Origin of the sequence: Bacteroides cellulosilyticus (genome assembly GCF_020091405.1) — a bacterium.
Taxonomy (GTDB): Bacteria; Bacteroidota; Bacteroidia; order Bacteroidales; family Bacteroidaceae; genus Bacteroides.
In genome coordinates this window covers 3742744-3756221 of record NZ_CP081903.1, presented here as the reverse complement: position 1 = coordinate 3756221, position 13478 = coordinate 3742744, and the positions used below count along the sequence as shown (strand labels likewise).

At 45.3% G+C, this 13478-nt stretch carries 10 protein-coding genes; 5 read left to right on the top strand and 5 right to left on the bottom strand.

Going from position 1 to position 13478, the window contains the following annotated elements:
- Window positions 1–11: 11 nt before the first annotated feature.
- From K6V21_RS13610 to K6V21_RS13590, 5 genes are all read left to right on the top strand, one after another.
- Complete coding sequence (locus tag K6V21_RS13610) at window positions 12–1742, top strand: RagB/SusD family nutrient uptake outer membrane protein (protein ID WP_224318946.1); 1731 nt, start codon at window positions 12–14, stop codon at window positions 1740–1742.
- Window positions 1743–2046: 304 nt separating this feature from the next.
- Window positions 2047–3288: a DUF5116 domain-containing protein gene (locus K6V21_RS13605; RefSeq protein ID WP_224318945.1), complete on the top strand. Its 1242-nt coding sequence runs from the start codon at window positions 2047–2049 to the stop codon at window positions 3286–3288.
- Between the two features lie 18 nt (window positions 3289–3306).
- On the top strand, window positions 3307–4698 hold the full coding sequence (locus K6V21_RS13600) for an alpha-galactosidase (RefSeq protein WP_224318944.1): 1392 nt from the start codon (window positions 3307–3309) through the stop codon (window positions 4696–4698).
- Window positions 4699–5121: a CBM35 domain-containing protein gene (locus tag K6V21_RS13595; RefSeq protein WP_224318943.1), complete on the top strand. Its 423-nt coding sequence runs from the start codon at window positions 4699–4701 to the stop codon at window positions 5119–5121.
- Complete coding sequence (locus K6V21_RS13590) at window positions 5118–7145, top strand: glycoside hydrolase family 97 protein (protein ID WP_224318942.1); 2028 nt, start codon at window positions 5118–5120, stop codon at window positions 7143–7145. Before K6V21_RS13595 ends, K6V21_RS13590 begins: the two co-directional genes overlap by 4 nt.
- Here the strand turns inward: K6V21_RS13590 and K6V21_RS13585 are convergent.
- The 5 genes from K6V21_RS13585 to K6V21_RS13565 form a co-directional block, all read right to left on the bottom strand.
- Entirely contained in the window at window positions 7099–8448 is a 1350-nt protein-coding gene (locus K6V21_RS13585; RefSeq protein ID WP_224318941.1) for an MATE family efflux transporter, read from the bottom strand. The genes K6V21_RS13590 and K6V21_RS13585 overlap by 47 nt on opposite strands.
- 98 nt (window positions 8449–8546) lie before the next feature.
- Window positions 8547–9257, bottom strand: coding sequence for a murein L,D-transpeptidase catalytic domain family protein (locus K6V21_RS13580; protein WP_224318940.1), 711 nt, complete (start codon window positions 9255–9257; stop codon window positions 8547–8549).
- An 87-nt stretch (window positions 9258–9344) separates the two neighbouring features.
- On the bottom strand, window positions 9345–10373 hold the full coding sequence (locus tag K6V21_RS13575; protein WP_224318939.1) for a L,D-transpeptidase: 1029 nt from the start codon (window positions 10371–10373) through the stop codon (window positions 9345–9347).
- Between the two features lie 60 nt (window positions 10374–10433).
- Window positions 10434–11471, bottom strand: a complete 1038-nt coding sequence (locus tag K6V21_RS13570; RefSeq protein ID WP_224318938.1) for a serine hydrolase domain-containing protein — start codon at window positions 11469–11471, stop codon at window positions 10434–10436.
- A gap of 290 nt (window positions 11472–11761) precedes the next feature.
- On the bottom strand, window positions 11762–13423 hold the full coding sequence (locus K6V21_RS13565) for a glycoside hydrolase family protein (RefSeq protein WP_224318937.1): 1662 nt from the start codon (window positions 13421–13423) through the stop codon (window positions 11762–11764).
- Window positions 13424–13478: the final 55 nt, after the last annotated feature.

Here is a 13478-nt window from a genome sequence, read left to right as displayed (position 1 = left end):
ACAATAGAAATATGAAACTCAAGAATATATTAACCGGTTCGCTGGCAGGAGTATTGCTTCTCGGCTCCCTCAGCGCATGCACCGACCTTACGGAAACGGTATACGACCAAATCATGTCTACCAACTATTACAATACAAAGGATGATATTATCAAAGCCACATTCCGCCCCTTCGAACATGGATTCTACAGCATCGGGCCGCGCCAGGTGTTGCAGGAGTGTTGTGCCGATCAACTGGGTACCTGGGCACGCGATGGCTGGTGGTATGACAATGCCAAATGGCAATACCTGCACTACCATACCTGGGCTGCCGACAATGAATCCATCAAAAGTGAATGGGAAAACTGTTTCACCGGAATCATGCAGGCCAATTCCGTCATAGATGACCTGCAAAAGCTGGACCCTGCCAAATTCAACATGTCACAGTCGGAGATGGATAACTTCATCGCACAGAACAAGGCTTTACGCGCATGGTTCTACATCCGTCTGCTGGATGCTTTCCGCAATGTACCGTTAGCTGTCAGCCTGGACCAGAGCAAGAACTCCGTCGGACAAGTGACACCGCAGGAACTGTTCAACTTTATCGAAACGGAACTGAAAACATCTATCGAAGCACTACCAGCCAAGAACGGTAATGCCGGCAACGGGATAGCACAAGGACAGTGGACCAAAGCCGGTGCAGCCGCATTGTTAGTGCGCCTCTATCTGAACGCGGAGAAATGGATCGGAACTTCTAAATATACGGAATGCGCCACATACGCCCAAAACATTCTGGACGGTGACTATGGCTTCTACGAACTGGGAAAGACCTGGGACGAAGTATTCGACTGGACAAACGACCGATGCAACGAAACCATCTTTGCTTTCCCGTCGTCCTACGGGCGTAGTTACTGGCACTATACGGGCGATACATACTGGTGGGCTGTCCCTGTCAATGCACGTTTCTACTTCGGCGCTTTCAAGCAAGGAGACTTCAATACCAAATATGCCTTGCAACCCAGTCTCGACCTGAATAATAATGAATATAACTTCAAACTCGGCAAGTTTGTCAGCAAATTCAAGAAATATCCGAAAGATTATCGCCTGACCATGTACCGGAATCTGGGCAACAGTACCCGTGAAGGTATGTTCCTTTATGGCTACCTGCCTTATATCGCCGATGACGGCACCCAAAAGAAAGTGACTTCTCCCGTAGGAGGATATGAAATCTACATCCGCGACCAGGTAGGAGTATTTCACGAACTCGCTCCGGATCAACTTCCCGCCGACCGCACTTCAAACATGAATACCGGCGACCATAACTCCGGATGGCATTTTGTGAAGTATCCCATCTACAGCGACGAAGACGCAGGGAAGCGCGAAGCCGATTACAATGAAATTCGTCTGGCGGAAATCTACTACTCATTGGCGGAATGTAAGTTCAAAGCAAACGATGTGGACGGAGCTGCCCGGCTGCTGAATACGGTACGTAAACGTAACTATCCGCAAGATACATGGGCAGAATACCTGTACAAGCCCGAAGGTGCAGTAACCCTGACGCAAGACGAGCTTTACGATGAATGGGGACGTGAATTCCTTGCCGAAGGACGCCGCCGGACCGATCTTATCCGCTGGGGACTGTACTGTACGGAAGAATGGTGGGACAAGAAACCCGATGCAGATTCACACTGGGATATCTTCCCTATCCCACGGGATATGATGGGAGCGGATCATACACTTGAGCAGAACCCGGGTTACAATTAGAATGAGCATGCCTCAGTATATGACTCGGCATAGAATCAATGCCAATGATTCCTACAATCAATGCCAATGATTCCTAGAATCAATGCCAATGATTCCCACAATCAATGCCAATGATTCCTACCATCAATACGGATGATGACTACCATCAATACGGATGATGGCTACCATCAATACGGATGATGACTATCATCAATACGGATGATGATATGACAACCTATAGGAACAGCATAGTTTAGTTACGCTGTTTTCCGTGCAAAGTCTATCACCGAAGTTATTTAATCACATAACAAATAATAAGATTATCATGAAGAAAGTAATAAATAAACTCATTTTCATCTTCCTCCTCCTCCCCCTGCTGACCGGATGTGAGAAAGATAAAGAAATCGTTGTAGTGGAACCCGTAGAGAACTACACACAATTGTACGGACTCGGCACCATCTTCAGTTGGGATTCCAATGCTCCCACCGAACTGAAGCTGACTGAACCGAATACATTCACCATAGATAAAGTTATCAAATACTCCGAAGAGAACAAGCAATTCAAGTTCATCCTTGAAAAAGGCGATTGGGACAAAGTACGTTACCTGGTACCCACCTCGACAGATGACGGCACCGCCGTAAAAGTCATCACTCCCGGAGAATACGACATGCTGATGTGTTCCGAAATGACAGGCGACCTGCGCGACCACTTCTGGGGAATACCCGAAGGAAGCGACGGTACCTACCGGATTACAGTGAACGTAAAGAAGCTGAAACTAACCCTCGAAAAAATCAGTGACGAAACCGAAGAGCCGGAACCGGAGATAAAGACGATTTATGGCTTGGGAAGTGCTTTCGGATGGGATTCGGGCAGTGCAACCGGATTAGTACCCGACCCACTGTATGCCAATGTATATAAGGCAGAAGTAAACCTGGTTTATAGTGAAGAAAACAAACAATTCAAGTTCATCCTTGAAAAGGGAGACTGGGATAAAGTCAATTATCTGGTACCCGAAAGCGTGGATTACAACGGAAATGTCAAGATTGTGACACCCGGCGAATACCCCATGTTTAAATGTTCAGAAATGGAAGGCAACCTGCGCGACCACTTCTGGGGCATCCCCGAAGGAGCGGACGGGAAGTATATACTAACCGTAAACACCGAAACCATGATTCTGAAAGTTGAAAAGGTTGTAAAAACCATCTACGGCTTGGGTACCGCTTTCGGCTGGGATTCGGGTAATCCGACCGGACTTATACCTTCCCCGGATGAAGAGGATATCTATACAGCGGAAGTCGACTTGAATTACAGTGACGAAAACAAGCAGTTCAAGTTCATCCTTGAAAAGGGAGACTGGGATAAAGTCAATTATCTGGTACCCGAAAGCGTGGATTACAACGGAAATGTCAAGATTGTGACACCCGGAGAATACCCCATGTTTAAATGTTCAGAAATGGAAGGCAACCTGCGCGACCACTTCTGGGGCATCCCCGAAGGAAGCGACGGAAAGTACAAACTGACAGTCAATACAAAGACCCTGAAACTCAAAGTTGAAAAAATCAATTAACCTCAAAACATGATTGCCATGAACTATACAAAATGGATACTCGGACTCGCAACCATCTTCTTGTCATTTTGTCCTCACTCCTCCGTAGCCCGTGACAGTCCCTTCACCCGTCACGGCACGGGACCCAGATACTGGATTGCCTACGAAGAGTGTTTTGTAACCAACGTTCCTCTCAGTGAGGAGCGCTGGAAAGCAAACATCGACTGGATGGAGAAGACTTTCAAGCCCTACGGTTACGACATGATCTGCAATGACGGATGGATAGAAGCTGCACAAACCGTCAATGAGAACGGCTATATCACCAAGTACAACAGTGACTGGAAAAACGGTTTCAGCTACTGGGCCCGATACCTGCAAGAACGGGACATGAAGATGGGAGTCTATTACAACCCCATGTGGCTGACCCGTGCCGCCTATGAACAGAACCTGCCTGTAAAAGGAACTTCTTACCGTACCCGAGACATTGTGGGATACAAATCGTTCAACGATCCTCTGTATTGGGTGGATGTGGATAAGCCGGGAGCCAAAGAATGGATTCAGAATTATGTCCGCTATTTCAAGGAAATGGGCGTCACCTATCTTCGCATAGATTTCCTGGAAAACTATGAAACCAACTATGGCACCCGCCGCTACGAACAAGCATTGGCATGGATTGCCGAAGCTGCCGGAGATGATCTTTTCCTCAGTCTTGTGATGCCTCATTGTTATAATCATGCCAAGACGGAATTGAAATACGGGGATATGATACGCATTGACGATGACTGCTTCGACGGTGACTGGGACTTTGTCAGCAACCGCCGCCGCGGGCAGCAGAAAGACCACTGGCCGCAATTCGGCAATGCTTTCGACGGATTCATTGGTTTTGCCGATGTCGGTGCACGAGGGCAAATGATACTGGACGGTGACTTTATGCGTATGAATAAACTGGCAAATGACAACGAGCGCCGCTTCCTTTTCTCGCTGATGATTATGGGAGGTTCTGCACTTGCCATTGCCGACCAGTATGATACGATTGGAGATCACGCCTGGGTTTACCAGAATCCGGAAATGAACGAGTTGAACAGTCTCGGTTTTGCCGCCAAACCATTGAGTTACGACTTTCGGGATGCTGCGAACAGTTCCCGCTGGATCGGCCAGTTGCCTAACGGAGATTGGGTGGTAGGATTATTCAACCGTGAAAGTACTCCACAGACACGCAGCATTGACTTCCATCGTGAACTGGGCATTGAAGACGGGCAAGCCGTCAATGTACGGGATTTATGGGAACGCAAAGACTTGGGAGGTATGTCGGGAACATACATCGTAGAATTGCGACCCCATGAATGTAAAGTAATCCGTATTCAACACAACACCCTGAAAATAGAAGCAGAAACAGCTTCCGTAAGGGGTGGAGCAAAATCAATCAAGTAAATGAAGTACTACAATCTATTACTAATGGCTTGTCTCCTGTTATCCTGCAAGGAATCCGATTCCAGACAGGATAACGATGGCAAACAAGAGAATACTTACAGTGGTGCCGGCTACGTCACAGGACTGGAAAACCCCGGCGCCAATGTACTCTTTGCAGTGGAAGTTCCCCAAACGGGGGACTATCCGCTGGAAATCAGATATCGAAATACAGGAGTAGCAGACGCAGTGGCTTTGATCACCGTCAATGATGTGGCGATAGAGAAATGGTTGCAACTTCCTGCACAGGCTGACAAAACAGCCTGGCAAACTGCGGAGACAGAAATATCCCTGCAAAACGGTATTAATTATATAATCATTCAGAACAGTACGTCCAAAGGCGGATGCTTTGAACTGGACTATATAAAAATAAGAAAGAAATCATGAAAAGACTTCCTAATTATTCTCTGCTATGGGTAAGCTTTATCGTTTTCCTCTGCACAGGTTGCAATCCGGCATCGCAACTCTCTGTAGGTTCTCCCGATGGTAATCTCTGCCTGCATGTAGAAACAGAAAACGGAAAACTCTATTATGAACTCTCACGAAATGGAAAGCCCATACTCGATAAGTCACGCCTCGGATTTATCCTGAAAGAAGATACACTTGCTGACCATCTGGAAATAACAGAAGCTCTTCATCATTCATTCAGCGGGACATGGGAACAAATCTGGGGAGAAGACCGGATTGTAGAAAACAACTATCATGAGATGACCATTCATGTACAGGAAACATCCGCACACAAACGAAAATTCAATGTTGTGTTCCGGCTGTTCAATGACGGGTTCGGCTTCCGCTACGAATTTCCGGAACAGGAAGCATTAAAAGACTTTGTGATCATGGATGAACTTACAGAGTTTGCATTGACCGGTGATCATAAAGCCTGGTCCATACCTCATGAAGCACATTTTTATGAAGCACTCTACGAGGCAGCTCCTGTCAGTAAACTCGGTTGGGTAAGCACACCGCTCACTATGGAAACCAATGACGGACTTTTCCTGAGTATCCATGAAGCCAATCTGACAGATTATGCAGCCATGAATCTTATCCCTAAAGAAGGTAGTATGACCCTGAAAGCCAATCTCACTCCATGGTCTACGGGAGAAAAAGTTTTTATGAAAGCTCCCGGTGTCACTCCCTGGCGTACGATGATTGTTGCTGAAAGCGCAGGTGATTTACTCCTGTCGCGCCTTATGCTGAATCTGAACGAGCCTTGCCGCATTCAAGATACATCCTGGATACAACCCGGAAGATACATTGGAATCTGGTGGACTTACCACATGCATAAACACACCTGGCACACAGGCCCACGCCACGGCGCTACCACTGCCAATGCACTGCGGCATATAGACTTTGCCGCCCGACACGGTTTTCAGGGAGTACTTATTGAAGGTTGGAACAAAGGTTGGGATACTTATCATTTCAACTTTACCGAACCGTATCCTGACTTTGACCTGAAACAGATCACCGACTATGCCGCTTCCAAAGGCGTAACGCTTATCGGCCATCATGAAACGGACGGCTGGGTATCTGATTATGAAAACCAAATAGAAGCAGCCTTCAATTTATATAAAGATCACGGCGTGCAAATAGTCAAAACAGGCTATGTAGGCAAACTGTTGGATGGCAAAGAGCGACACAGCAGCCAGTTTGGTGTACGTCACTACCGGAAAGTTATTGAACTGGCAGCCGACAAGCATATTATGATTGACAATCACGAACCCGTGATGCCCACCGGACTGCAACGCACCTTCCCAAATCTGATGACACAAGAAGGTGTACGAGGGCAGGAATGGGATGCCTGGGACAAAGATGGCGGCAATCCTCCCGTACACACTACCATCATTCCCTTCACCCGTGGGCTGGCAGGTCCCATGGATTTCACCCCCGGCACTTTCCGCTTCGAAAATCCGGTGTTGCCTCAGACGCGTGTACAAACAACGCTTGCCAAACAATTGGCTTTATCCGTTGTGTTATACAGTCCCCTGCAAATGGCCTCCGATGAAATAGAAAACTACGAACGGAACCCTGAACCGTTTTCATTTATCACCGCCTGCCCTACTACTTGGGAACAAACCATAGTACCCGAAGCTAAAATAGGCGAATATGTGACAATTGCCCGTAAAGAACGCGGAAGCAGCGGACGTTGGTTCATAGGAAGCATCACTAATGAACAACCTCGGGAGATGCAACTCCCCCTCTCCTTTCTGGATAAAGGAAAACGATATAAGGCTGTTATCTACAGAGATGGAGATAAGGCTGATTATCGTACCAACCCGTATCCGATGATAATAGAAGAACAGGAAGTAACCGGTGAATCGACCCTGCAAATAGCACAGGCACCGGGAGGAGGTACGGGAATTATACTCACTGTTCTCTCCTCATCCGGAGCAACCTCCGATATACAAAAATAAATGCCGGCACCAGGAACAGGACAGCCGCAATCCATGCCGTCGGATCACCGAAGCAGACCGCGAGATAGCCGAAAGCGGGCACTGCATAAAGACTGACCAGCACACGCGCTATCATTTCGGAAACTCCGGAAAGCATAGCAAGATTGGTATATCCCGCTCCCTGGATGGTATATCGCAGAATACAAAGCAGTCCCAAAACCGGGAAGAAGGACACGGAAATATGCAGGAACAACTCCGTGTCCTTTAAGATTTCCAGTTCAGACGCTTCCACAAAAAGCAAGGCAAACGTACGTGCACCCAGCATCAATACGCAGAACGTAAATGCCCAGTAAATAATCATCATTAACGCACTTACCTTTACTCCCATCCAAATACGTTCGGGCTTGCCCGCACCATAATTCTGTCCAGTATAAGTAGCCATAGCAATGCCCAGACTTTCAAGCGGGCACATAAAGAACATCTTGATGCGCATGGCAGCCGTAAAAGCTGCTACACAAGCAGTTCCCAATGCATTGTTGGCGCTTTGCAACATGATACTTCCGATAGCGGTAATCGAGAATTGTAATCCCATAGGTACACCGATATACATCAATCTCCGTGCCAGAGCACCGTTGAACTTCCGCTCATCCGGTGTTCCCCGCAATATATCGAAACGGCGCATCATGTATCCATAGCACAACACAGCCGATACGCCTTGTGAAAAGACCGTAGCGATGGCAGCTCCCGCCACTCTCCAATCCAGCACCAAGATACAGAACAAATCAAGCAAAATATTAAGTACAGCTGAGAACAGCAGAAACCAGAAAGGCGTCTTACTATCGCCCAAAGCACGAATAATGCTGGACAACAAATTATAAAAGAAAGTACAGGGAACTCCGATAAACGTTATCAATAAATAATAGTAGGCATCCTGGAATATGATATCCGGTGTACGCATCATCAGCAGGATATCCCCACACAGAATACTCGTAACCACTGCAATCATTACCGACATCACCGCCGCCAGTTGCAAACTGACCGATATATAACGACGCATCGTACTATAATCCCGCGCTCCGAATTTCTGCGCCACAGGAATACCGAAACCTCCACAACATCCATTGCAGAAACCAAGAATAAGGAAAACTACCGAAGTACTTGCTCCTACCGAGGCCAGTGCATTAATACCCAAGAATTTTCCTACGATTGCCGCGTCGACCAGAGAGTATGTCTGTTGTAGCAGGTTTCCCATCAACAGAGGCATAGTGAAATTGAATATCAACGGCAATGCGCGTCCTGCCGTCATTTCTCTTGATGTTGCCATAAATTAATCCTCTGAAAATTGCACGCAAAGGTATGAAAAGATAAGATTACAGGAATTGACAAACGTCAAAAATATGCTTCGTAATGAAAAGAATTAAACTACAGTCCGTCTGCATCTTTTAAGACTGAACTGTGTGCCAGATAATCAGGAGTTTCAGCATAGATATACATCACACTTCCTCCTTTAATGGCATCAATGATAGGACGGGAAAGTTTTTGCGGAACAGCCGGACAGCCAAAGCTTCTTCCCAAACGTCCTCCTCTGCTGACTACCGAAGGATCGGCATAAGCCGCCCCATGCATCACAATGGCACGCTCACGGGCCCGGTCGTTGATTCCTTTTTCCAAACCATTCAAAATAAGCGAATACCCATTCTTTCCCTGATAAGTAGATTCTGTAAGATAGAACCCCAGTGAACTTTTGTAGGAACCATATTCGTTGGAAAAGGAAGTGGCATAATTATCACCGCTATTCTTTCCGTGGGAAACAACCGATGAGAAAAGTACTTTACGTTCCCTCATGTCAAATACAAAAAGACGTTTTACGGTAGAAGGACGGGAAAAGTCTATCAATGTCAACACCTCCCGTTTGCGATTGTCTATTTTATAATAACCTGCTACAGCCTGCCGGAAAGCTTTCCAGTTGACAACTCCTTCCAACTGCATGGAACGGTATAAGCTCGCATAAGCCTCAACATCAGATGCAGCAGTCCTTTCAGCAGAGTCTGGAATGTTATCTGACGACTTGCCGCCCAGAAACAAGGTACAAGGAAGAAATAAGAATAAAATGAATACAATAAATCGCAACATAAAACTTTAGCCAGAGAAATAACGGCTGCTAAATTACAATTTTTTCTCCAGACACCTATCACACAGATAGTTAAAAATGAGGATTCACTATTCAATCACCACAACCAAAGATCGTTCGGTAGGCGCCCAATCGAAAACGAACTTGGAATGTGAAGTAGCATTGCGCACACACATATGCGAACGTGGAGTGGTTCCCAACGACCAGCTATACTCAATCATACTTGTACGCGGCGCATTCACCGGCACTCCGTGAATATAAGCTCCGTTCGTAAAACGACTGGCATAGGGGGCATAGCCTCCTGTCTCCGCCGAACCATCTTTCAGGAACACCATACGCGTTTTCTTCTGTTGAAGCAGATACATTCCCAATGGGGTTTCCTGAGCATAGGGTGGAGCATGCATTCCGGTAGTGGCGGGATTCATGCTACGTATCTTCCACTCACCTTCCGAGACATGTTCCAAAGTAGTAATATTCTGATCCAGGCGGTCGACAAAAATCACATGATTAAAGACGGTGCTATCCGGCAATTGTTTCAGATAACTGCGTGGTGCCAGCCATTCTTCTTCAAAAGTGGCGGGTAATATCCGGTAAAAACTTCCCTCCTCGCCTTTCAGATAAGCGATAGTACCGTCTCTACCATAACGTTCGGGCACCAAAGTATCAGCGGGCAGATACAGCGGCACCGATTGATAGCGCTCCACGCCCAATGTATCAGATACACGGCGATACACATTCCGCACGAACTTACGTACCAGGGGAGCTTCTTTATTCAGATTCTTATAATTCTGCAACACCACCCACCTTGCAGTAGTATCGCGCTGCATATTCTCGATATAAGCCAGACAGTTCCGGATGACATCCCATTTGAAAGAGCGTACCGTATCCTTATATGGATAGGTATCTTCGAGGGTATGCTGGTCATAGAGCAATTCTTTGGTAAGAGAAATATCAGCAGCGGTCAACTGTTTCTCTTTAGGATGAGGAAATTCCAGCACAGCCGTATCTTTAGGTTCAGCCTCCTGCACAACTACCGGCACAGGTGGTTCCTGCCGGTTACGACATCCGGCAAAAATCAAACCAACAGCCACGCAGACAAAAAGAACGGAATGTTTCATAAAATGAAATTTAACTATAACCTAATAACGACTACCTCCCTGTTATTGTTGACTCTTTATCTACTTTCCATAAATAGAATCAAATATCCCCAATAAGAATTCACTGAAAGGAATAGTACTTCCATTGACACTCACAGCTATCGATATATCTTCCTGTTCATTATATACGCCAATGGAATGAACTCCAAAAGTGTCCCCGGTATGTCCATAGTATTTATGATCATGATAAGGCATATACATCATTCCCCTTCCATGTCGGTCATCTCCATAAGGTTTCATGATTTGCAGGTGTTCTTTTGAAATCAGTTTTCCGGTAAATAATGCATGCAAGAAAAGATTGATATTTTCCAGTGGCGAAAGAATATCCCCTACTCCCATGACATTCAGAAAATAAAAGTCCGGTACTTCCACCCATTCTTCGGCAGCATTCTTCTCATAAGGAAGGGCTTCATCGCTATCACTGATTATTCCGGAAGCAGAAACAAGCAATCCTAAAGGACGGATAATTTCCTCATCCAGAATTTTACAATAAGCCTTTTTATGAATCTTTCTGAGAATGTTAGCCAACAGATAGTAACCGCTATTGGAATATTTGAAATCCGTTCCCGGTTCATACAAGATACCTTGACGGATAATCTCTTCCATAATGTCAGAGTTCGGAATATATGAAAGCATCCAGCTATATGTACCGTTCCTCATAACATAGTTTCCCAGTCCAGCCGTATGTTCCAGCAACTGGTAAATCGTAATATCCCCGGCACGTGGTATTTCCGGAAAATAATCAGATAATTTATCTTCCAGTTTCAATCGTCCCTTTTCAATCTCCTGATAGATAAGAACTGCCGTAAACATCTTGGTGATCGATCCCACCCGGTAAAGCGGATATTCGATCTCCTGTTTATTCCGGAGAAGATCTTTCCCCAGCCTACGGGTATAAATATTTTTTCCATCTTTCATTATAGCAAGGGAACCTATACATTGCCCATTCTGCTCTATTTTAGAAAGATAATCGGACAGCCGCAGAGTATCTATATTTGATTGGGCTTTCAGGTAAACCAAAGCCAGACTAAAGAAAAGTAACAGCAGGTATCGTTTCATCTTATTTAGGTAATACGGATTTCTGCAAAGATAGGAATTTAATGAAAGTTTCCGAAAGATATTGACGATATAATTTTGATTCTTCACTTATGAATAAAGCCTTCTTTACTAAGAGACCTATGTTAAGAAAGGCTTTATTTATCAATACATTACAAGGTCTCAACTCCTTGCATACAAAAAGTTAACTTCCTGTTGACAAGAAGTTGAGACCTTGTCGACAGGAAGTTAATACCTTGTAAGCGGAATATTTATCCCCTTATCAAATCATCGGGACCGATAGCTTTCTCAGATTACTCCAACACTTTCTTTTTCAGATTAAATGTTGACAATACTTTTTTGCCGGAATAGAGTGTCACTATCAAATCATATTCCTTTCCCTCCTCAAACCTATCTTTAGCAGAAAGCAATATGTCTGTTTTTTCATAAGGCTTCAATGCCGAAACCATACCGGAAGCTACTTTTATTGTTTTTCCTTCCCTTTTATACCCTACTTCCACCATCGCTTTCTTCGAGCCGACCTGACCGAAATTCTGTACTTCCACTGTACATTCCAGTCCCTTCCCGGATTTGGTAAAGACTGGGGCACGAGCTGAAAGGATCGGTTCTATATAATCAATGTATGGCAAACGCGCATACCCATAAAGCATTCTTCCATCTTTGTATTTTCCAATTAATTTCGGGGCAAACTCATCTTTAGTGATGCCATTTCCTTTGCCATTGAAAGTTACAATCAAATCCTTGCCCGCACTTTCTGTGGTCAATACTTGACAGCCTCTGCCATAATTCACTTCTTCAGAAGCACCGAAACGCAAGGAATTCACATCTATATCCGTCTGGGGATTGAAGCCTTCTTCCGCCTGTACCTTCACACGAATTGTTTTTGTACCCGAGGTGATAGGTTTCTCGTCCAGTATGGTAAGCAACAGTCCAGGATTCAAGGGAATACTGATATTCTTTGAACTATGGTGATCAAAAGGTTTATCTTCGTTTTTAAGCGTATCGATTACCGCGAAATTAGCCTGAACAGCACGTCCGTATTTATCCTGATACACTTTAAGGCGTTCATATTTGAACCAGTCTTCCACCTGTCCGTCTGCATGTACAGCAATTCCCGGCATATAAGCTTCACCCGGATCGACCACCCAGTTCACTCCATTCTTCGAACGAAGATAGAAAGCAATACGTCCCAGCCAATCATTAACAATCAGGTGATACTGAATATGATCGCGCCAGATTACGGGATCTTCAAACCGACCGTCTACATCCGGATAAACCCGTTTGTCGGTCAGTTGATTGTATTCCGATAGTCCATCTCTGCTGACCCAGATACCACCACCACGACAAACCATCACATAAGAGCTGTCTTCACGCTGGGCAAATGAAAGATTAGACAGGCCTTCGATAATACGGCGGTCGCGTGCATTGAAATCAAACTTTCCATATTCCCATTTTCCATTCAGATCATCGGATACATAACGTCCATCAATTACATAGACAACATACCGGCCATCTTTAGCACGGAATATTTCAGGATTATGCCCTTTACCTATGATACGAACAGGCTTGAAAGGCCCTGTCAGATTATCGCTTACGGTATGAAATACGTATGAGTTAGGCCATTCCATGTGTCCTTTAGGTGAACATTCCAGCCAGCCGCAGGCAAATAGATGATATTTACCGTCTTCGCCTTTTCGAATATTTCCACCCCAATAGGACCAGATACCGTCTTCAATGCCATTATCTACATAACGTGGAAGCACACAGTCAGCACCCCATGTATCGGATGAAAGTACATTTCCCTTCATCGGCAGGAAGCGATCCATAAAGCGGGCGCCTTTCACTAATTGTTTCCATTCCGCAGGACGTTCCCGTTCCGTTATTTGTGAAAAAGAGGAATGACTGATCAAGAGCATGACTCCCAGTAGAGCAAATTTAAAGAGGCTTCTTTCCATAAATATAATATTAGAATTGGTTTTAAACAGATTTACGTGGTCAAAAGTAGGAGAA